Raw genomic sequence first — 19,451 nt, forward strand, 5'->3', positions numbered from 1 at the left:
AGGCCCCGGGGTCCCGGCCCGGATCGGGCTCCCCGGTGCGGGGCGGTCAGCCCGCGGCTTCCTTGCGGCGTGCCCGGTAGGCGGCCACGTGCAGACGGTTGCCGCAGGTGCGGCTGTCGCAGTACCGGCGTGAGCGGTTGCGCGAGAGGTCCACGAAGGCCCGGCCGCAGTCCGGCGCCTCGCAGCGCCGCAGCCGCTCCTGCTCGCCCGCCACGACGATGAACGCCAGGGCCATGCCGCAGTCGGCCGCGAGGTGGTCCGCCACCGAGGCGCCCGGCGCGAAGTAGTGCACGTGCCAGTCGTAGCCGTCGTGGTCGGTGAGCTGGGGGGTGGTGCCCGCGCCCGCCACCAGCTGGTTGATCAGGGGGGCCGCGATCCGGGCCTCGGGGGCGGAGAAGACCGCCGCGAACTTCTCGCGCACCTCGCGCACGGCGCGCAGGTCGTCGGGGCCGAGCTCGCCCACGCCGCTGACCTTGTGCGCGTCCAGGAAGTCGTGGAGCTCCGGGACGCCCGCGAGCTCGTCGGCGCGGTCGCCCTGGGGCGCGGTGTTCATCAGATCGACGACGGTGTCGAGGGCGATCCGGGTGTCGTGGGGGATCAGCACGATTCGCTCCCTGGCCGGCCGCGGGCGGGCGCCCGCGGAATGGCGCTGACTTTAGCGCGCCCCGGAAGACGACACCGGCGCCCACCACCGCGCCGGCTGCGCGGTGGGAGCGCCGGATCTCGTGCCTATGTGACTGTCCGCGCGGCGCCGTCTCCCCGAGTCGGACGGCGCCGTGCGGTTCTCGGCCTGGCTCAGCTGTCGGCCAGGATGTGGGAGAGCTCCGTATCCAGGTCGAAGTGCCGGTGCTCGGTGCCCGGTGGCACGGCGGCGTCGGTCCTCTTCAGGAACGACTCCAGGGCCCGCGCCGGGGCCTCGAGCAGGGCCTCCCCCTCGGGGGAGCTCAACGCGATGCAGACGACTCCCTGACCGTGGCTGCGGGACGGCCAGACGCGGACGTCGCCCGTGCCGGTGGGGCGGTGCAGCCCCTCGGCGAGAAGGTCGCGGGCGAAGACCCACTCGACCGTCTCCTCGGCTCCGGTGTGGAAGGTGGCGTGCACGGCATACGGATCGGCCGTGTCATACCGCAGGCCCGCGGGTACAGGCAGTGAGGACTCGCTCGACACAACGAGGCGCAGGTGCAGCTCGCAGCTGACCGTGGTGTTCATAAGCGCCAGGGCCTTTCGCTCAGTGTGCGCTCGGGGATTCGCACGTCGGCGAAATCGACATGCCACCTCCGGTGGCGTTGTAAACCCCTCTGTCGGTTTTGTGATCGTTCAGGTAGCTCGTATGGGGGCGTGTGACCTGCGGTAATACCTCCATTCCGGTGGGGGCTCCCCGTCCGGTAGGTTGGGGGGCATGAATGCGGAGAGTGACGAGCGCGCCGGGGAGTCCGCAGACGGCCAGGAAGCCGAACTGGGATCCCGCGCGCCGGAGTTCATCAAGTCCCGGCGAGGCCTGCACCTGAGCTGGCAGGTCGGCGTCTTCGTCGTGGGACTCGCCGTGGTCGGCGCCGGAGTGGTGATGCTGCCGCTCCCGGGGCCCGGCTGGCTGGTCATCTTCGGCGGCATGGCGATCTGGGCGACCGAGTTCGTCTGGGCCCAGCTCGTGCTCCGCTGGACCAAGCGCAAGGTCACGGAGGCCGCCCAGCGCGCCCTCGACCCCAAGGTCCGCCGCCGGAACATCATCCTCACCACCATCGGTCTGGTGATCGTCGCCGCCCTGCTGGGCGTCTACCTGTGGAAGTTCGGCTTCGTCATGCCGTGGAAGATCGACGAGTGACCTTCCGATGGTTCGGAAGCACCGCTGACATGCGGTAATGTTTGCGGTGCGCCGGGGCGATTAGCTCAGCGGGAGAGCACTTCGTTCACACCGAAGGGGTCACTGGTTCGATCCCAGTATCGCCCACCACCCGGCCCGAAGGCCCGGAGACGGAACACCGTCTCCGGGCCTTCGGCGTCTCACCGCATCCGCCCGAGCCGCTCCCGCAGCCTCCGGGCGTCCCGCAGCCGCTGCTCGTACGTGGCGCCCACCGCGAGCAGCAGCAGCCCCGCCAGGGCCGGCGGCAGCCAGCGCGGCAGCGCGCCCACCGCCTGCACCACGTACGGCGCCAGCTCGTGCAGCCCGTCCAGGGCGAGCACCACGCCGCCCAGCACCAGGAGCGCCTGGAGCCGGAAGCGGGCGCCGAGGAGCGTCACCACGAGCGCCGCGACCCCCAGGAGCAGCGGGCGCGCCCACTCCGGGTCCACCCAGGCCGCCGGCAGGCTCGGCAGCAGCGTCACCGCCAGGCCGGGGCCGTACGCCGTCCACGACGAGGCCTCCGGGTCCCGGCGCCGCCGCAGGTACCCCACGGCCAGCGCGGGCACCGTCACCGGCAGCGTGTACGCCTCCGGGGCCGTCACGTCCCAGACCGCGAGCCGCACCCACGTGGCGAGCAGGAACAGCACCGCCGCCGCCCACGAGGCGAACCGCCGCCGCTCGGGCCGCACGGCCGTGGCCGCCGCGATCACCCCGCCGAGGGCCAGCGCGAGCGCGAGGAACGCGGGCCGGGACGCGGCGATCCCGAGGGCGAGCAGCCCCACGGCCCCGCCCGTGACCTCGGCCGCCAGGGCCACCGGGCGCGGCGCCCCGGAGCCGAGCGCGGCGGTCGCCGCCGGGACGAGCAGCAGCGCGAGCGCCGTCCACCGGTCCTCGAACCCGCCGGCGGCCGCCACCGCGAACACGAGCCCCGTCGCCGCGAGCACCGCGCCGACGGCGGAGACCACCCGGCGCGCGTCCGCGCCGAGCACCGCGACGCCCGTGAGGAGCGCGAGCACCGCGCCGAGCGCGGCGAAGGTGGCGCCCCGCACGTCCAGGGCCAGGGCCACCGCGCTCAGGGCGGACGCGAGACCGCCGGCGTACGCGATCCACCCGAGAGCGGTCCCGGGCTCCACGTCCGGAGCCTGCGCCCGGGGCCGGGAGGGCGCCCAGGCGGGCCAGGGGGCCCCGGAACCGGGGGCCGGCGGGACGGCCGGACCGGCGGCCGTCGGCGCGGAGGCCCCGGGCGTGGCCGGGCCGGCTTCCCGGGGAGCGGTGTGCGGGTCCCGCGTGTCCGCACCGTGCGCGGCGGGGCGCCCGGCCCGGCCGGTGGCCGCGGGCAGGCCGCGCGTCAGCGGGCCGGGACGGACCGCGAGGCCCAGGGCCGCCGCCGTCGTGAGCAGCTGGAGGGCGAGCGCCGCCCCGTACGGGAGGCCGAACGAGACCGGCAGGGCGGTCGGCAGCGCCCAGGCCAGGGCGAGCGCCCCGCACCGGGCCCAGAGGCGGGGGAGGGTCGCGAGGGCCACGGCGGCCACCGCCAGGACGAGGAGGGCCGACGCGGGGTACGCGGTCAGGGCACGCGCGGCGTGCTCGCCCGACCAGACGTCCGTCGTCCGCGCCACCGGCCCGAGGAGCCCCGCCGCCACCGGCGGCAGCGCCCAGACGACCCCGAGGGCCGCGACACCGGCGCCCGCGCCGGCCAGACCGAGCCGGATCCCGCGCGGCAGGCGTCCACCGGCGGGGGCCGCCGGGCCCGAGCCGTGCGGCGACCGGCCGCCGCCCGCCACCGCCGGACCGGCCGGGTCCGTGCCGGGCGCCGCGGAACCGCCGCCGGTCGCACCCGGCGCCGGGGCGCTTCCGTCCGTGGGAGTCGCGGCGCCCGGGCGCCACACCGAGGTCAGCGCCAGGGCGCAGAGGACGTAGCCCGGCACCGCCCAGTCCGCCGGGAGGGCCGTGCGCAGGAGACCGCCCGAGGCCGTCAGGACCGCCAGGCCCGCGACCGCCGAGGCCGCCGCGGCGAAGGCGGGGACCCGCCGGGCCGCGTACAGGGCGACCGCGGCCCCCGCGAGGAGGAGCGGTGCGCCGCTCCACGGGGAGACGAGGGAGAGCCGGCCGCCCGTCAGCAGGGCCCAGCCGCCCAGGGCGGCCGCGGCCGTGCCCCCCGTGATCCGGACGGCCACCGGCCGGGTCCACAGCACGACCGCCGCGTCCGCCGTCGCCGTCAGGAGCGCCGCCCACGCGAAGGCCGTCGACCCGCCCCCGGCCGCGAGCACGCCCAGCGGCAGCGGCAGCTGCGCCGCGACCACGGCGGCCGGCAGCGGGATCCGGAGCCGCGGCAGCACCGAGCCGTACGCCGTCCACGCGCCCGCCAGGACCGCCGACGCCACGGCCGCGTACCCCAGGCCGTCCGTCTCCGCCAGCGCCACCCGGTGCAGCGCGTACGCGTCGAGCAGCATCAGGACGAGCCCCAGCGCCGCCACCGACTCGGCCGTCGACACCAGGCCCCTGCGCAGCAGCGCCACCGGCGCCGCGAGCGCCGCACCCGTCACCACGGCCAGCACCGTCGCGCGGGCGCCGATCCCCATCGAGCCCCAGCTCACCAGGGTGAAGGCGACCGCCGCGATCGTCAGCAGCGTGCCGCCGAGCGTCAGCAGCACGTTCTGCGCGCCGCGGGGCGTCGAGTCCGCGAGCGGCGGTCGCGGGCGGAGCGGCGCCGCCGCGACCGGCGGGTACAGCACCTGGACCAGCCAGGCGCGGCGGGCCAGCAACTGGGACCGGCGCGCGTCGAGTTGCGCCAGCTCGCGGTCGACGAGCACCAGCTCGTCCGCGGGCGGCAGGGAGTTGTCCATACCCGGAGTGTGGCTCCGGCCACAGGCCGCGGGAATGCGTCCCGGTACTCAGATTCCCGCGATTCCCGCCTGAGTACGTCCACACTGGGGGCATGGACTGGTGCCGGTACCGCTTCCGCTGCGTCTGGCGGCTCGCCGCCCCGCCCGACACCGTCTACGCGGTCCTGGAGCGCGCCGAGGACTACCCCCGCTGGTGGCCCCAGGTCCGTGAGGTCGCCCCCTGCGACGACACCACCGGCACCGCCCGCTTCCGCTCCCTCCTCCCGTACGACCTCGTCGTCACCGTCCGGGCCCTGCGCCGCGACCCGGCCGCGGGCGTCCTGGAGATCGGCCTCGGCGGAGACCTGGAGGGACGGGCCCGCTGGACCCTCACGGCGGACGGGGCCGGCACCCACGCCCTGTACGAGCAGGAGGTGGAGGTCCGCGCCCGCCTCCTGCGGGCCCTCGCCGTCCCGGGGCGGCCCGTCTTCCGCCTCAACCACGCCCTGATGATGCGCGGGGGACGGCGCGGACTCGCCGCCCTGCTCGGCGCGGTTTGAACGAAGGGCGCGCGGGCCTGTATGGTTCAACCCGTTCCCGGGCGATTAGCTCAGCGGGAGAGCACTTCGTTCACACCGAAGGGGTCACTGGTTCGATCCCAGTATCGCCCACCGGGAGAGGCCGGTCCGTCGAAAGACGGACCGGCCTTCCGCATTCCCGGCCCCGTCACGCCGCCGTGCGCAGCTCCGGCCGCAGCGGCCACGCCGGGTCCACCGTCTCCGGCGTCCCCTGCCGGGTGAACCAGGCCTGGAGCCCCCGCGCCTGCGCCGCGTGCCACACCGCCTGGAGCGTGTGGAGCTCCGCCGGCGTCAGCCGCTCCAGACGGGACGAGAAGCGCCGCCCCACCGCCCGTACGACGTCCATGGCGGCCGTCGCGTCCGCCGCCGCGTCGTGCGCGCCCGACAGCTCCACCTCGTAGTGGGCGCACAGGTCCGTCAGCGTCCTGCGGCCCTTCCGGTAGCGGTCCAGGTGCTTGTCCAGGACCCGCGGGTCGAGCACGGTCAGCGGGCTGGCCGCCGTGTAGTTCCCCAGTGAGGACGCCCGGTGCCGGCGCAGCTCGCGGTCCAGGATCGTCAGGTCGAACGGCGCGTTCATCACCACCAGCGGCCGTCCCGCCGCCGACTGCTCGGCCAGCGCCCGCGCCAGCTCCTCCATCACCGGGGCCGGCCACCGGCCGTTCCGCTGGAGGTGATCGTCCGTCAGGCCGTGGACCGCCGTGGCCCCCTCCGGCACGGGTATGCCGGGGTTGACCAGCCAGCGCGTCACCCGCGGCCGCGCCCCCTCCGTGTCCTGGACGACGAGGGCGGCCGAGACGATCCGGTCCTCCTCGACGTCAACTCCCGTGGTCTCCGTGTCGAAAGCGGCCAGGGGCCCTTCGTACCAGTGCATCGACATCCCCGAACTCCCTGCACACCTGCGGCAGATGGCCAACCCCCTGCCCCGAAACGGTGATACCCGGACTGTTTGCGTCGTACGCGGACCGGTCACAACACAAGGGACGGGGAAGGAAGACGACATGGCGCTCGCCCAGCCCGAGTCGGGAGGGCTGCCGCCCCAGCGGGTGGCACCGACGCGCGGCTCACTCGCCACCACCGCCTGCATGGAGACCCTTCAGGTGGGATACCTGCACGCCGTCGCCGCCGCGGCCGGCTGCTCGCTGTCCCAGCCCTTTCCGGACAACGGCATCGACTGGCACGTGAGCCACAGCGCTCCCGGGCACACCGTCGACGACGAAGTGACCATCAAGGTGCAGCTCAAGTGCACCTACCAGATACCGCCGCGCCCGCCGGGCAGCGCGTTCTCGTTCACTCTCGACAACGACCACCTGGTGAAGCTCGCCCGGACGCCGGTGTCCGTCCACAAGATCCTGGTGGTGATGCTCGTCCCGAGGGCGCAGGAGGACTGGCTGAGGGCGAGCCACGACCGGCTCGACCTGCGGCACTGCTGCTACTGGATCAACCTGGCCGGGCACCCGGTCACGGGACGGCGCCGGACCACCGTGCGCATCCCGACGACGCGGATCTTCGACGACCGGGCGCTCTGCGAGATCATGACCCGGGTCGGGGTGGGAGGGAGACCTTGATGCACCGACCGATCGACGAACCAGGGTTCGGGGACGAGGGGGACGGGGCCGGGCACGGCCCCGTCCCCCCGCCCTACCGGCCCCATCCGGCACCCGGCGAGACCCCCGGGCCCTGGACCGGCGTCCCCGCCCCGCCCCTCGGGCCCTGGGCCGACACCCAGGGCCCGCCCGATCCGGGCACGGTCGACCCGAGGGTCCTCGGCGCGCTGCTCGCCCGGCACGGCTGGCGGCGGCGCGGCGGCGCCGTGGGCCGCTACAGCCGCTGGACCCCGCCCGGCAGCGGCGCCGGCACCAGCCTCCTCGTCCCGGAGAGCCGCGCCTTCCCCGACTGCGAGGACCTGCTCGGCGAGGCGCTCACCGCCCTCGCCCGCAGCGCCACGCCCTCCGCCCGCGAGGTCCTCACCGGCCTCTCCGTGCCCAGCGACGAGATCCGCTGGTGGCGCGACGTGCCCCCCGGCCCGGCCGGCACCGTGCCCTGGACCGTGCAGGAGCAGCTCAGGTCCGCCGCCCGCCAGCTCCTCCTCGCCGGGGCCCTCGCCGTGCGCGGCCGGGCCGGCTACCACGGCGCCCGCCACCGCCGGGCCGCCCAGGCCTCCCTGGAGACCGTCGTCGTCGGCGCGGCGCCCGGAGGCCGCGGCCTCACCGCCTTCCTGCCGGTCGAGCAGGGCCGCCCGATCGCCGTCCGGCTCTACCACGCGCTCCACGCGGCCCGCGAGGCCACCGACTACCAGCGGGCCACCGGCGGCACGGAGGCCTTCGACGCCGCCGTCGAGGCGGGCGTCAGCCGCGAGCTCACCGAGGCCCTCGTCGCGCTCGTCCGGGGCACCGAAGGCGCCCGCGTCGCCCTGGAGTGGGCGCCGGCCGCCGGCGCGCCCGCGGGGTGCGCGGCCCGGCCCGAGCCGGTCGAGTTCTCGCCCGGCGACCTGCCCGCCCTGCGGGAGGCGAGCGCCCGCTATCTGACCGACGAGCCGTCCGTGCCGGTCCGGCTCACCGGCGTCGTCGTCCGCATGCGCCGCTCCGGGCCCCGCGGCGAGGGGATCGTGCGGCTGCGGGTGCTCGGCGGCGCGGAGGTCCCGCACGTCCGGGTCGCCCTCGACGAGGAGGCGTACCGCACGGCCGGCCACGCCCACCTCGTCGGCCTCCCGATCCGGGTGGCGGGCCGGCTGGAGAGCCGCGGCGGCTTCCGCCGCCTCACCGACGCCACCGGGGTGGTCCCCGTCCAGGTCGACGAGACGGAGCGGGACCGGCTGCTGAAGGGCCTGCACGAGAACCTCGACTTCTTCGGGGAGACGTGCGGGCCCGGGGAGGAGTAGCGGCGGGGGAGCGGGGGCCCGGGAAACCCTTTCGCGAGGGGTGCGGACCGCTCGGTAGGATCGGTGACGACGCGGCACCTCGTCTCTGCCGCGCGTCGCCGGCGCCGGCACTTCGTGTCTGCCTGCGCCCTTATGTATGGAGCACCCGTGTCTGATGTCCGTGTGACCGTCCAGTCCGCCTCGGAGGCAGAGGAGAGGGCGGTGAGCGCGGGCACCACCGCCGGCGCCCTGTTCGCCGACGACCGCACCGTCATCGCCGCCCGCGTGGGCGGCGAGCTGAAGGACCTGTCGTACGAGCTCGCCGACGGCGATGTCGTCGAGGGCGTCGAGATCTCCTCCCCGGACGGTCTCGACATCCTGCGCCACTCGACCGCGCACGTCATGGCCCAGGCCGTGCAGGAGCTCTTCCCCGAGGCCAAGCTGGGCATCGGCCCGCCGGTCCGGGACGGCTTCTACTACGACTTCGACGTCGAGAAGCCCTTCACCCCCGAGGACCTCAAGGTCATCGAGAAGAAGATGCAGGAGATCCAGAAGCGCGGCCAGCGCTTCGCCCGCCGCGTGGTGACCGACGAGGCCGCCCGCGAGGAGCTGGCGGACGAGCCGTACAAGCTGGAGCTCATCGGCCTCAAGGGCTCCGCCTCGACCGAGGACGGCGCGAACGTCGAGGTGGGCGGCGGCGAGCTGACCATCTACGACAACCTCGACGCCAAGACCGGCGAGCTGTGCTGGAAGGACCTCTGCCGCGGTCCGCACCTGCCGACCACCCGGAACATCCCGGCGTTCAAGCTGATGCGCAACGCGGCCGCCTACTGGCGCGGCAGCGAGAAGAACCCGATGCTCCAGCGCATCTACGGCACCGCCTGGCCGTCGAAGGACGAGCTGAAGGCGCACCTCGACTTCCTGGCCGAGGCCGAGAAGCGCGACCACCGCAAGCTGGGCAACGAGCTCGACCTCTTCTCCGTCCCGGACGAGATCGGCTCCGGCCTCGCGGTCTTCCACCCCAAGGGCGGCATCATCCGCCGGGTCATGGAGGACTACTCGCGCAAGCGCCACGAGGAGGAGGGCTACGAGTTCGTCTACTCGCCGCACGCCACCAAGGGCAAGCTGTTCGAGAAGTCCGGCCACCTGGACTGGTACGCCGAGGGCATGTACCCCCCCATGCAGCTCGACGAGGGCGTGGACTACTACCTCAAGCCCATGAACTGCCCGATGCACAACCTGATCTTCGACGCGCGCGGGCGCTCCTACCGTGAGCTGCCGCTGCGCCTGTTCGAGTTCGGCACCGTGTACCGGTACGAGAAGTCCGGCGTCGTCCACGGCCTCACCCGGGCCCGTGGCTTCACCCAGGACGACGCGCACATCTACTGCACCCGCGAGCAGATGGCGGACGAGCTCGACCGCACCCTGACCTTCGTCCTCAACCTGCTCCGCGACTACGGTCTGACCGACTTCTACCTGGAGCTGTCGACCAAGGACCCGGAGAAGTTCGTCGGCTCCGACGAGGTGTGGGAGGAGGCCACCGCGGTCCTCCAGCAGGTCGCCGAGAAGCAGGGCCTCCCGCTGACCCCCGACCCGGGCGGCGCCGCCTTCTACGGCCCGAAGATCTCGGTGCAGGCGCGGGACGCCATCGGCCGCACCTGGCAGATGTCGACCGTGCAGCTCGACTTCAACCTGCCGGAGCGCTTCGACCTGGAGTACACCGCCCCGGACGGCACCAAGCAGCGCCCGGTCATGATCCACCGCGCCCTGTTCGGCTCGATCGAGCGCTTCTTCGCCGTGCTCCTGGAGCACTACGCGGGCGCGATGCCGCCGTGGCTGGCCCCGGTCCAGGCGACCGGCATCCCGATCGGCGACGCGCACGTCGACTACCTGCACGAGTTCGCCGCCAAGGCGAAGAAGCAGGGCCTGCGGGTGGAGGTCGACTCCTCCTCGGACCGGATGCAGAAGAAGATCCGGAACGCCCAGAAGCAGAAGGTCCCGTTCATGATCATCGCGGGTGACGAGGACATGGCCGCCGGCGCCGTCTCCTTCCGCTACCGCGACGGTTCGCAGGAGAACGGCATCCCCGTCGACGAGGCGATCGCCAAGCTCGCCAAGATCGTCGAGGACCGCGTCCAGGTCTGACGACCCGAGCCTTCAGGAGGCCCCCGGGGGATCCCCCGGGGGCCCCTTCTCGTCCTCCCGGGTGAACGCCTGGATCAGCCAGGACGAGAACGAACCCGTCACCGCGCCGAGCAGGGCGAGCCCCACGCCCATCATGCCCACCGCCGTCAGGCGGCCCATCGGCGTCACCGGGGTCACGTCTCCGTAGCCCACCGTCGCCAGGGTCGCGCACGCCCACCACACCGCGTCCCCGAACGTGCGGATCGTCGCCCCCGGGGCGGTGTACTCGTAGTGGTAGACGGTCAGCGCCCCCGCGAAGCCCAGCAGCCCCGCCGTCATCCCCGCGTACGCCATGACCCGGGCGTAGAGCGTGAGCCGGGGCTTGTCGTGGCGGCGCTGCACCCGGTCGTACACGCTCACCACCCGGAGCGGGCGCAGCAGCGGCAGCACCACCACCACCGTGTCGAGGAAGTGGTGGCGCATGAAGCGGAACAGGCCGATACCGCTCAGCCTGACCCGTACGACATAGTCGGCGATGAAGACCGCCCACGCCGCGTACGTCAGCGCGAGGCACAGGTCGCGCAGGGGCCCCGCCAGGTCATGACCGAGGATCCGCACCGCGTAGGCGGCGAGATAGACCAGGGCCATCACCGTCAGCGGGGTCTCCATCAGATCGTCCCAGCGTTCCTGCGCGGGCGGGATCAGCGGCCTCTCTCTCATCGGATCAGCATGGCCGCTGCATGGATCTTCCGCCCCGGCGACACGTTCCGAACGGACGACGCAATATGCTGCTCAGCATGACGACTGAGCCGGAGCAGCAGATCGGAGTGGGGACGCAGGACGCGTTCCAGCGCCTGTGGACGCCTCACCGGATGGCGTACATCCAGGGCGAGAACAAGCCGACCGGGCCGGGGTCCGAGGACGGTTGCCCGTTCTGCGTGATTCCGTCGAAGTCGGACGAGGACGGTCTGGTGATCGCGCGCGGCCAGGGCGTGTACGCGGTGCTCAACCTCTACCCGTACAACGGCGGTCACCTGATGGTCGTCCCGTACCGCCACGTCGCCGACTACACCGACCTCGACGAGGCGGAGACGGTCGAGCTCGCCGCCTTCACCAAGCGCGCGATGGTCGCGCTGCGGGCGGCGTCCGGCGCGCACGGCTTCAACATCGGCATGAACCAGGGCGCCGTCGCCGGCGCCGGCATCGCCGCGCACCTGCACCAGCACGTGGTGCCGCGCTGGGGCGGGGACACCAACTTCATGCCGGTCGTCGGGCACACCAAGGTGCTGCCCCAGCTGCTCGCCGACACCCGGAAGATGCTGGCCGACGCCTGGCCGGCCACCCTGTGAGCCGCTGAACGCCGAGGAGGACCCGGGTCAGGCCTCGTAGACGTCGGCCTTCTTCGGGCCCGGGTCCTGGACGCCGCCGCTGAGGAACAGCGAGCGGGCGGTGAAGCGCTCCGTGTCCACGTTGTGCTCGTCGAGCACCTTGAGCGTGGCGGCGTGGACGGCCCGGAGCACCGGCGTGGCCATGCGGATGGCGTCGTCGGCCATGAAGCGGTTCTTCCAGAGCGGCCCGGCCCAGACGTGCCGCAGGCCGAACGGCTCGGGCAGGGTCATCTTGCCGCCCAGGAAGTCCAGGACCGGCGGGTACCAGGTGAGCGGGGCGCGCACCGCGAGCCGCACGATGTCGTTGGTCGTCAGCAGCGGCTGCTGGATCTCCTTCGTCTCCCAGAAGCGGACGGTCTTGGAGACCTCCTTGGTCTTCGCCTTCGGCTTCGTGGTGAAGAGGCCGTGGACGGGGCCGAGCGCGTGGCCGGTGACCTCGATCCGGAGCGTGTGGTGGAGCGAGGTGACGGTGACCATCATGGTGAGGACGAGGTTCCCGTCCCAGAGCGTGAACTGCACGCCGAGGTAGTGACGGTTGCCCGCGCCGAACTGCTGGTCGTTGCAGATGCGCTGTATCTCGTGCGGCTTGACCTGGTAGTGGACGATGTTGTCGCCCTCGGGGCGGGTGACCTCGTCGGCGCCCTCGCCGACCGGGGAGACGATCCAGTGCTTGACGGTCGGCTTGGGGAAGCCGGTCTTCAGGGAGCCGCGCTCCAGGAGCGTCAGCTCGTCGTGGATCCTGCGGATGACGTCCCAGGCGCGGAAGGCGTGGATCTCCCGGCCGGGCTGGGGGACCAGCTCCTCGGCGAGCGTCCAGCTGCCCCAGCGGGTGCCCAGGCCGAGGATCCCCTTGGTGCCGGCGTAGAAGACGATGTTGGACTGCTGCTCCGCGGAGAGCTTCTCCAGGTTGACCCGGAGGGCCTCCGCCGACTTCTCGCCCGGGTCCTGGGGGACGGACTTGGGGACGTGCGGGCCGATCCCGCCGCCGCCGAGGAGGCCGGACCAGCGCTCGCGCAGGTCCACCGCGGCGTTCAGGCAGATCCGGCCCGCGAGGTACCAGCCGACGACCGGGGCGACGACCATCGCGCGCAGGTAGTTCGGCAGGATGCCGTCGAAGGGCAGCCTGACCAGGACGAGCACCGCGAAGAGCCCGGCGGCCCACAGGAGGGCGGTGCCGAGGGCGCCGTTCCGCTTGTTCTCGGAGCCGGCGACGAGACGGCGGAGCTGGATGACGCCGAGCCAGAGCAGCAGCCCGGGCAGGAAGAGGACGCCGCAGAAGAAGGTGACCAGGGTCAGCTTGATGTCGCGCTGCCTGCGCAGGTGGGTGGCGGCGAGGCAGTGCTCGACCACCGGCTGCGGCTCGGCCCCGAAGGACTGGATCAGGGCCTTGCGGGCGCCGCCCAGCATGCGGACCTGGACCGCGCGGGAGAAGGCCTCGCCGAGATCGGGGCTGAAGAGCCCCCACTTCCCCTCCTTGACCGTGGTCTTGTAGAGGTCGTTGTCGGCTTCCTGGATCGTCTTGAGGGGGCTGTCCCGGTACGCGGCGGACGCGAGCGCGTTCGTCGCACCCGTACCGCCCCCCGAGCCCTGGAGGGGGATCTGAGCCCCCGGTCCGAAACCGTCGATCGCCACTGCCGCCCCCATCGCGCGCGAGTACCTGTGCGGGCTGTTCCCAACTGCCGTGCCCCGCACACCTTCTGAGCTGGGCACCACAGCGTAACCGGGTGCGGCCGGATGCGTCACGGCCTGTGGATGTCGTCGGCCGAATGACGTCCGCCCGGCAGCCGCCGGGCGGACGCTCATCCCCGTCGTTCCGTCAACTAGGAACCCTTTCCGGCCTGTTCGCGGAGCTTCGCCGCCAGGTGCGGCGGCATCGGCTCGTGCCGGGCGTAGGTGCGGTCGAACCGTCCGGTGCCGTGCGAGATCGAGCGCAGGTCGATCGCGTACCGCCCGATCTCGAGCTCCGGCACCTCGGCCCTGACCACGGTCCGCCCGGGACCGGCCTGGTCGGTTCCGACGACCCGGCCGCGCCGCCCCGACAGGTCGCTCATGACCGGACCGACGTACTCGTCCGGGACGAGGACGTCGACCTGGGCGACCGGTTCGAGGAGGTGGACGGGCACGTCGGCGGCCGCCTCGCGCAGCGCGAGCGCCCCGGCGGTCTGGAAGGCGGCGTCGGAGGAGTCCACCGAGTGGGCCTTGCCGTCCCGCAGGGTGACCCGGATGTCGACGAGCGGATGACCGGTGGCGAGGCCGCGCGCCGCCTGCGCCCGCACCCCCTTCTCGACGGAGGGGACGAACTGGCGCGGGACGGACCCGCCGACCACCTTGTCGACGAACTCGATGCCGCTGCCCGGCGGCAGCGGCTCCACGTCGATCTCGCAGATGGCGTACTGGCCGTGGCCGCCGGACTGCTTGACGTGCCTGCCCCGGCCCGAGGAGGCGCCCCCGAAGGTCTCGCGCAGCGCCACCTTGTACGGCACGGCGTCGACCTGCACGCCGTACCGTCCGCGCAGACGCTCCAGGGCGACGTCCTGATGGGCCTCGCCCAGGCACCACAGCACCACCTGCCGGGTGTCCTGGTTCTGTTCGAGCCGCAGGGTCGGGTCCTCGGCGACGAGCCGGGCGAGGCCCTGCGAGAGCCGGTCCTCGTCGGCCTTGCCGTGGGCCTGGACGGCCAGCGGCAGCAGTGGCTCCGGCATGGTCCACGGCTCCATCAGGAGCGGATCGTCCTTGGCGGAGACGGTGTCGCCGGTCTCGGCGTGGCCGAGCCGGGCGACGCAGGCGAGGTCACCGGCGATGCACTCCGCGAGCGGGCGCTGCTGCCTGCCGAAGGGAGAGGTGAGCCCGCCGACCCGCTCGTCCGCCTCGTGGAGGTCGTGGCCGTCGTGGGACCGGTCCGCGAGGCCGTGACCGGAGACGTGCACGGTCTCGTCGGGGCGCAGGGTGCCGGAGAAGACCCGGACCAGGGAGATCCGGCCCACGTAGGGGTCGGCCGCCGTCTTGACGACCTCGGCGACCAGCGGCCCCTCGGGGTCGCAGGTGAGCGGGGGGCGGGAGCGGCCGTCGGGGGTGGTGACGGTGGGCGCCTCGTGCTCCAGGGGGGAGGGGAAGCCGCCGGTGATCAGCTCCAGGAGTTCGAGGGTGCCGAGGCCCTGCGTCCCGCCGTCGGCGGCGGGGGCGGCCGCGAGCACCGGGTGGAAGGCACCCCGGGCGACGGCCTTCTCCAGGTCGTCGACGAGGGTCTTCAGGTCGATCTCCTCGCCGCCGAGGTAGCGGTCCATGAGGGTCTCGTCCTCGCTCTCGGCGATGATCCCCTCGATGAGCCGGGCGCGGGCCTCCGCGATGAGTTCCCGCTGCGCCCCGTCGGGCGGGTCCTCCCGGCGCACCCCGGAGGAGTAGTCGAAGATCCGCTCCGAGAGGAGGCCGACGAGGCCGGTGACCGGGGCGTGTCCGTCGGCTCCCTCGGCGCCGCGCACCGGCAGGTAGAGGGGGAGGACGGCGTCGGGGTCGTCCCGGCCGAAGAGCTCGGCGCAGACGGCGGTGAGCTCGGTGAAATCGGTGCGCGCGGTGTCGAGGTGGGTGACGACGATGGCGCGGGGCATCCCGACGGCGGCGCACTCCTCCCAGATCATGCGGGTGGAGGCGGCGACGGCGTCGGCCTCCTGGGCCGCCGAGACGACGAAGAGGGCCGCGTCCGCCGCGCGCAGACCGGCCCTCAGCTCCCCGACGAAGTCGGCGTACCCGGGGGTGTCGAGGAGATTGATCTTGTATCCGTCCCAGCCGACCGGGACGAGGGAGAGCTGTACGGACCGCTGCTGGCGGTGCTCGATCTCGTCGTAGTCCGAGACGGTGGCGCCGTCCTCGACCCGTCCGGCCCGGTTGACCGCCCCGGCGGTCTGCGCCAGGGCCTCGACGAGGGTCGTCTTGCCCGATCCGCTGTGGCCGACCAGCACCACGTTCCGCACGGCCGAGGGCCGGTCGGCCGTAGGAGCCCTGCCGGCGGCTCCGGCGGGCGTCTTCGCCTTGTCACCCATGATGTTTCCTCCCGACTGCTCGCACGATGCGGCGGGACGCGGGCGCGGGGGAGTGGTGTGTCGCGGTACGGCTCCTGCGGTGCCCGCGGTGGTCCTTCGAGCTTTGCACCGTCGCCAGGAAGCGTCCATACGTCGTACGCGCCGGAGCCCCCGAGGGGGACGCTGACGGGACGCCGACGCGACGGGGCGGGTGCCCGCCGGTGCGCCGCGACGCGCGTGGCTACGATGGGCGAGCCGGTGGTCGTAGGGGCCGCGCGGCCCACCGAACCTCGGGAAGGCCATGCTGAACAAGTACGCGCGTGCCTTTTTCACGCGTGTCCTCACACCGTTCGCCGCGTTTCTGCTCCGGCGGGGCGTCAGCCCCGACGCGGTCACGCTCATCGGCACGGCGGGGGTGGTGGCCGGCGCGCTGGTCTTCTTCCCCCGCGGAGAATTCTTCTGGGGCACGATCGTCATCACCCTGTTCGTCTTCTCCGACCTCGTCGACGGGAACATGGCCCGGCAGGCGGGGATCTCCAGCCGCTGGGGGGCCTTCCTCGACTCGACGCTCGACCGGGTCGCCGACAGCGCGATCTTCGGCGGCTTCGCGCTCTGGTACGCCGGCAAGGGCGACGACGACATCCTGTGCGCGGTGGCGATCTTCTGCCTGGCGAGCGGCCAGGTCGTCTCGTACACCAAGGCCCGAGGAGAATCGATCGGCCTGCCCGTCGCCGTGAACGGCCTCGTCGAGCGCGCCGAGCGCCTGGTGATCTCGCTGGTCGCCGCGGGCCTCGCCGGACTCCACGCGTTCGGCGTGCCCGGCATCGAGGTCCTGCTCCCGATCGCCCTGTGGATCGTGGCCGTCGGCAGCGCCGTCACCCTGGGCCAGCGGGTCGTGACCGTGCGCCGGGAATCGGCCGAGGCGGACGCCGCCGCGGCCGGGGGCGGCGGGGCGGCCTCGTGAGCACCCTGAGGGAACGCCTGAGCGACGGGCTGTACGGCGCCGGATGGGCGACCGTGAAGAAGCTGCCGGACCCGGTGGCGGCGGGCCTCGGCCGGCGGATCGCCGACCTGGCGTGGAAGCGGCGCGGCAAGAGCGTCCTGCGCCTGGAGTCCAACCTCGCGCGCGTGGTGCCGGACGCCACGCCCGAGCGGCTCGCCGAACTGTCACAGGCCGGCATGCGCTCGTACATGCGGTACTGGATGGAGTCCTTCCGGCTGCCGACCTGGAGCAAGGAGCGGGTCGAGCGGTCCATCGACATCAAGGACCGCCACTACCTGGAGGACGGCCTCGCCTCCGGGCGCGGGGTGATCCTCGCCCTGCCGCACCTGGCCAACTGGGACCTCGCGGGCGTGTGGGTGACCCGCTCCCTCGGCGTGCCCTTCACGACGGTCGCCGAGCGGCTCAAGCCCGAGTCGCTGTACGACCGGTTCGTCGCCTACCGCGAGTCCCTCGGCATGGAGGTCCTGCCGCACACCGGCGGCTCCGCCTTCGGCACCCTCGCGCGCCGGCTGCGGGCCGGCGGCCTGGTCTGCCTGGTCGCCGACCGCGACCTGTCGGCCTCCGGCACCGAGGTCACGTTCTTCGGGGACACGGCACGGATGCCGGCCGGCCCGGCGATCCTCGCCCAGCAGACGGGCGCCCTGCTGCTGCCCGTGACGCTCTGGTACGACGACACGCCCGTCATGAAGGGGCGGATCCACGCGCCGATCGACGTACCGGAGTCAGGTACGCGCGCCGAGAAGACGTCCTTGATGACACAGGCCCTGGCCGACGCGTTCGCCGGCGGCATCGCGGACCACCCGGAGGACTGGCACATGCTGCAACGACTGTGGCTCTCGGACCTGGACGGGCGGGAGGGACCGGGCGCGTGAAGATCGGGATCGTCTGCCCGTACTCCTGGGACGTGCCCGGCGGCGTCCAGTTCCACATCCGCGACCTCGCCGAGCACCTCATCCGGCTCGGCCACGAGGTCTCCGTCCTCGCCCCCGCCGACGACGACACCCCGCTGCCGCCGTACGTCGTCTCCGCGGGCCGCGCCGTGCCCGTGTCCTACAACGGCTCGGTGGCCCGGCTCAGCTTCGGCTTCCTCTCCGCCGCGCGGGTCCGCCGCTGGCTCCACGACGGCACCTTCGACGTCGTCCACATCCACGAGCCGACCTCGCCGTCGCTCGGACTGCTCACCTGCTGGGCGGCGCAGGGGCCGATCGTGGCCACCTTCCACACCTCGAACCCGCGCTCGCGGGCCATGATCGCCGCGTATCCGATCCTCCAGCCCGCCCTGGAGAAGATCAGCGCCCGCATCGCGGTCAGCGAATACGCGCGGCGCACGCTCGTGGAGCACCTCGGCGGCGACGCGGTCGTCATCCCCAACGGCGTCGACGTCGACTTCTTCGCCCGCGCCGAGCCGAGGAAGGAGTGGCAGGGCGAGACCCTCGGCTTCATCGGCCGCATCGACGAGCCGCGCAAGGGCCTGCCCGTCCTCATGCGGGCCCTCCCGAAGATCCTCACCGAACGGCCCGGGGCCCGGCTCCTCGTGGCCGGACGCGGCGACGAGGAGGAGGCCGTGGCCTCGCTGCCCGCCGAGATGCGCTCCCGGGTGGAGTTCCTCGGCATGGTCAGCGACGAGGACAAGGCGCGGCTGCTGCGCAGCGTCGACGTGTACGTGGCGCCCAACACCGGCGGCGAGAGCTTCGGCATCATCCTCGTCGAGGCGCTGTCCGCCGGCGCGCCCGTCCTCGCCTCCGACCTCGACGCCTTCGCGCAGGTCCTCGACCAGGGGGCGGCGGGCGAGCTCTTCGCCAACGAGGACGCCGACGCGCTCGCGGACGCGGCGATCGCGCTCCTCGGGGACGGGGAGCGGCGCGCGGAACTGAGCGCGCGGGGGTCGGCGCACGTGCGGCGCTTCGACTGGTCGACGGTGGGGGCGGACATTCTCGCCGTGTACGAGACGGTGGCGGACGGGGCGGCGGCGGTGGACACGGACGAACGCACGCCCGGCCTGCGCGCGCGCCTGCGCCTGTAGGCCTCCGCCCCGCGGGACGGTGCCCCCTCCCGCACCCCCGTGTGGGCTCGCGCCGGCCGGGGCGGTGCCGCCACCCGCCCGTGCGGGCTGCGCCCCAGCGGGTGCAGCCCGCGGCGGGGTGCGGAGTGGTTGCCCGCCGTCGGCGTGGGCAGGGTCGCCGCATGGAGACGATCACCCGGCTCGACCTCGGGCACTTCACCCGCCCCGCCGAAGAGTGGGACGGCCCCCACGCACGCGTGGAGCCCGTTCTCGGTTATCTCGTGCGCCACGCGGGCGTGAGGCTGCTGTTCGACACCGGCATGGGGACCGGCTCCCCGGAGACCGACGCGCACTACCGGCCCGTCCGGCACCCCCTGCCGGTCGGCCCCGACGACGTCGACCTCGTCGTCAACTGCCACCTGCACTTCGACCACATCGGCGGCAACCAGCTCTTCCCCACCACCCCCGTCCTCGTCCAGCGCACCGAGCTCGCCCTCGCCCGCGCCGGCGGGCACACCATCGACTCGCTGCTGCCCGGCGTCCGGTACGAGGAGCTCGACGGCGAGCACGAGATCGCGCCGGGCGTGCTGATCGTGCCCACGCCCGGCCACACCGAGGGCCACCAGTCGCTCGTCCTCGACCACGGCGACCGGATCACGGTCCTGGCCGGCCAGGCGTACGACTTCGCCCACGAGTTCGGCAGCCCGTACCTCCCCTGGCTCGACCGGCTCGGCGAGCTCGCCGCCGGTCGTCCCGCGCGTGTCCTCTTCGCCCATGACCGCGACCTTTGGGAAGGTGTGCTGCCGCCGCCCCGGTAG

17 protein-coding genes and 2 tRNA genes are annotated in these 19,451 nt (G+C 73.6%); 12 read left to right on the forward strand and 7 right to left on the reverse strand.

Going from position 1 to position 19,451, the window contains the following annotated elements; all coding sequences use genetic code 11:
* Positions 1 to 46: 46 nt before the first annotated feature.
* Together ACFYUZ_RS15120 and ACFYUZ_RS15125 are read right to left on the reverse strand one after the other, a co-directional pair.
* Entirely contained in the window at positions 47 to 604 is a 558-nt protein-coding gene (locus ACFYUZ_RS15120) for a CGNR zinc finger domain-containing protein (protein WP_030691999.1), read from the reverse strand.
* 191 nt (positions 605 to 795) lie between these two features.
* Complete coding sequence (locus tag ACFYUZ_RS15125) at positions 796 to 1,209, reverse strand: SsgA family sporulation/cell division regulator (protein WP_015032345.1); 414 nt, start codon at positions 1,207 to 1,209, stop codon at positions 796 to 798.
* A 190-nt stretch (positions 1,210 to 1,399) separates the two neighbouring features.
* On the opposite strand from ACFYUZ_RS15125, the gene ACFYUZ_RS15130 reads away from it, so the two are divergent.
* Both ACFYUZ_RS15130 and ACFYUZ_RS15135 read left to right on the forward strand, forming a co-directional pair.
* Positions 1,400 to 1,822, forward strand: a complete 423-nt coding sequence (locus ACFYUZ_RS15130; RefSeq protein WP_093877043.1) for a TIGR02611 family protein — start codon at positions 1,400 to 1,402, stop codon at positions 1,820 to 1,822.
* A 54-nt stretch (positions 1,823 to 1,876) separates the two neighbouring features.
* Positions 1,877 to 1,951 (forward strand) — tRNA-Val (locus tag ACFYUZ_RS15135).
* 50 nt (positions 1,952 to 2,001) lie between these two features.
* On the opposite strand, the gene ACFYUZ_RS15140 is transcribed toward ACFYUZ_RS15135, so the two are convergent.
* Complete coding sequence (locus ACFYUZ_RS15140) at positions 2,002 to 4,686, reverse strand: SCO7613 C-terminal domain-containing membrane protein (RefSeq protein ID WP_389309033.1); 2,685 nt, start codon at positions 4,684 to 4,686, stop codon at positions 2,002 to 2,004.
* 92 nt (positions 4,687 to 4,778) lie between these two features.
* Between ACFYUZ_RS15140 and ACFYUZ_RS15145 the strand changes: the two genes are divergently transcribed.
* Positions 4,779 to 5,225 (forward strand): SRPBCC family protein, encoded by a 447-nt coding sequence (locus ACFYUZ_RS15145; RefSeq protein ID WP_389309035.1) that lies wholly within the window; start codon positions 4,779 to 4,781, stop codon positions 5,223 to 5,225.
* A gap of 39 nt (positions 5,226 to 5,264) precedes the next feature.
* Positions 5,265 to 5,336 (forward strand) — tRNA-Val (locus ACFYUZ_RS15150).
* 55 nt (positions 5,337 to 5,391) lie between these two features.
* Here ACFYUZ_RS15150 and ACFYUZ_RS15155 read toward each other — a convergent pair.
* Positions 5,392 to 6,120: a 3'-5' exonuclease gene (locus tag ACFYUZ_RS15155; protein ID WP_389309037.1), complete on the reverse strand. Its 729-nt coding sequence runs from the start codon at positions 6,118 to 6,120 to the stop codon at positions 5,392 to 5,394.
* Between the two features lie 121 nt (positions 6,121 to 6,241).
* Between ACFYUZ_RS15155 and ACFYUZ_RS15160 the strand changes: the two genes are divergently transcribed.
* From ACFYUZ_RS15160 to thrS, 3 genes are all read left to right on the forward strand, one after another.
* Positions 6,242 to 6,808 carry a DUF4365 domain-containing protein gene (locus ACFYUZ_RS15160; RefSeq protein ID WP_388852174.1) on the forward strand — a complete coding sequence of 189 codons (567 nt, stop codon included), beginning with the start codon at positions 6,242 to 6,244 and terminating at the stop codon, positions 6,806 to 6,808.
* Positions 6,808 to 8,121: a hypothetical protein gene (locus ACFYUZ_RS15165; protein WP_389309039.1), complete on the forward strand. Its 1,314-nt coding sequence runs from the start codon at positions 6,808 to 6,810 to the stop codon at positions 8,119 to 8,121. The genes ACFYUZ_RS15160 and ACFYUZ_RS15165 overlap by 1 nt, the downstream gene beginning before the upstream one ends.
* A gap of 147 nt (positions 8,122 to 8,268) precedes the next feature.
* Positions 8,269 to 10,245 (forward strand): threonine--tRNA ligase, encoded by a 1,977-nt coding sequence (gene thrS, locus ACFYUZ_RS15170; protein WP_389309041.1) that lies wholly within the window; start codon positions 8,269 to 8,271, stop codon positions 10,243 to 10,245.
* 12 nt (positions 10,246 to 10,257) lie between these two features.
* Here the strand turns inward: thrS and ACFYUZ_RS15175 are convergent, their stop codons facing one another.
* On the reverse strand, positions 10,258 to 10,944 hold the full coding sequence (locus ACFYUZ_RS15175) for a potassium channel family protein (RefSeq protein ID WP_389309043.1): 687 nt from the start codon (positions 10,942 to 10,944) through the stop codon (positions 10,258 to 10,260).
* 65 nt (positions 10,945 to 11,009) lie between these two features.
* Here ACFYUZ_RS15175 and ACFYUZ_RS15180 point away from each other — a divergent pair, with 65 nt between their 5' ends.
* A complete protein-coding gene (locus ACFYUZ_RS15180; RefSeq protein ID WP_030692008.1) occupies positions 11,010 to 11,573 on the forward strand; it encodes an HIT domain-containing protein in 564 nt (187 codons plus the stop codon).
* 27 nt (positions 11,574 to 11,600) lie between these two features.
* Here the strand turns inward: ACFYUZ_RS15180 and ACFYUZ_RS15185 are convergent, their stop codons facing one another.
* A complete protein-coding gene (locus ACFYUZ_RS15185) occupies positions 11,601 to 13,256 on the reverse strand; it encodes a hypothetical protein (RefSeq protein WP_389309045.1) in 1,656 nt (551 codons plus the stop codon).
* A 176-nt stretch (positions 13,257 to 13,432) separates the two neighbouring features.
* Positions 13,433 to 15,649: an elongation factor G-like protein EF-G2 gene (locus ACFYUZ_RS15190; RefSeq protein WP_389309047.1), complete on the reverse strand. Its 2,217-nt coding sequence runs from the start codon at positions 15,647 to 15,649 to the stop codon at positions 13,433 to 13,435.
* A gap of 280 nt (positions 15,650 to 15,929) precedes the next feature.
* On the opposite strand from ACFYUZ_RS15190, the gene pgsA reads away from it, so the two are divergent.
* The 4 genes from pgsA (at position 15,930) to ACFYUZ_RS15210 (ending at position 19,451) form a co-directional block, all read left to right on the forward strand.
* Positions 15,930 to 16,592 carry a phosphatidylinositol phosphate synthase gene (pgsA, locus tag ACFYUZ_RS15195; RefSeq protein WP_389309049.1) on the forward strand — a complete coding sequence of 221 codons (663 nt, stop codon included), beginning with the start codon at positions 15,930 to 15,932 and terminating at the stop codon, positions 16,590 to 16,592.
* A gap of 5 nt (positions 16,593 to 16,597) precedes the next feature.
* Positions 16,598 to 17,503, forward strand: a complete 906-nt coding sequence (locus ACFYUZ_RS15200) for a phosphatidylinositol mannoside acyltransferase (RefSeq protein WP_389309339.1) — start codon at positions 16,598 to 16,600, stop codon at positions 17,501 to 17,503.
* Entirely contained in the window at positions 17,500 to 18,654 is a 1,155-nt protein-coding gene (locus ACFYUZ_RS15205; RefSeq protein ID WP_389309051.1) for a glycosyltransferase family 4 protein, read from the forward strand. Before ACFYUZ_RS15200 ends, ACFYUZ_RS15205 begins: the two co-directional genes overlap by 4 nt.
* A gap of 161 nt (positions 18,655 to 18,815) precedes the next feature.
* A complete protein-coding gene (locus tag ACFYUZ_RS15210) occupies positions 18,816 to 19,451 on the forward strand; it encodes an MBL fold metallo-hydrolase (RefSeq protein ID WP_389309053.1) in 636 nt (211 codons plus the stop codon).

Origin of the sequence: Streptomyces sp. NPDC004266, from assembly GCF_042874095.1 — a bacterium.
In the GTDB taxonomy this organism is placed as follows: domain Bacteria; phylum Actinomycetota; class Actinomycetes; order Streptomycetales; family Streptomycetaceae; genus Streptomyces.

Bases quoted from the DNA above. Each gene is read 5' to 3' on its own strand.
- ACFYUZ_RS15130 (WP_093877043.1), top strand. From the start codon at position 1,400: ATGAATGCGGAGAGTGACGAGCGCGCCGGGGAGTCCGCAGACGGCCAG.
- ACFYUZ_RS15125 (WP_015032345.1), bottom strand. From the start codon at position 1,209: ATGAACACCACGGTCAGCTGCGAGCTGCACCTGCGCCTCGTTGTGTCG.
- ACFYUZ_RS15140 (WP_389309033.1), bottom strand. From the start codon at position 4,686: ATGGACAACTCCCTGCCGCCCGCGGACGAGCTGGTGCTCGTCGACCGC.
- ACFYUZ_RS15165 (WP_389309039.1), top strand. From the start codon at position 6,808: ATGCACCGACCGATCGACGAACCAGGGTTCGGGGACGAGGGGGACGGG.
- pgsA (WP_389309049.1), top strand. From the start codon at position 15,930: ATGCTGAACAAGTACGCGCGTGCCTTTTTCACGCGTGTCCTCACACCG.
- ACFYUZ_RS15155 (WP_389309037.1), bottom strand. From the start codon at position 6,120: ATGTCGATGCACTGGTACGAAGGGCCCCTGGCCGCTTTCGACACGGAG.
- ACFYUZ_RS15190 (WP_389309047.1), bottom strand. From the start codon at position 15,649: ATGGGTGACAAGGCGAAGACGCCCGCCGGAGCCGCCGGCAGGGCTCCT.
- ACFYUZ_RS15185 (WP_389309045.1), bottom strand. From the start codon at position 13,256: ATGGGGGCGGCAGTGGCGATCGACGGTTTCGGACCGGGGGCTCAGATC.
- ACFYUZ_RS15145 (WP_389309035.1), top strand. From the start codon at position 4,779: ATGGACTGGTGCCGGTACCGCTTCCGCTGCGTCTGGCGGCTCGCCGCC.
- ACFYUZ_RS15160 (WP_388852174.1), top strand. From the start codon at position 6,242: ATGGCGCTCGCCCAGCCCGAGTCGGGAGGGCTGCCGCCCCAGCGGGTG.
- ACFYUZ_RS15210 (WP_389309053.1), top strand. From the start codon at position 18,816: ATGGAGACGATCACCCGGCTCGACCTCGGGCACTTCACCCGCCCCGCC.
- ACFYUZ_RS15175 (WP_389309043.1), bottom strand. From the start codon at position 10,944: ATGAGAGAGAGGCCGCTGATCCCGCCCGCGCAGGAACGCTGGGACGAT.
- ACFYUZ_RS15180 (WP_030692008.1), top strand. From the start codon at position 11,010: ATGCTGCTCAGCATGACGACTGAGCCGGAGCAGCAGATCGGAGTGGGG.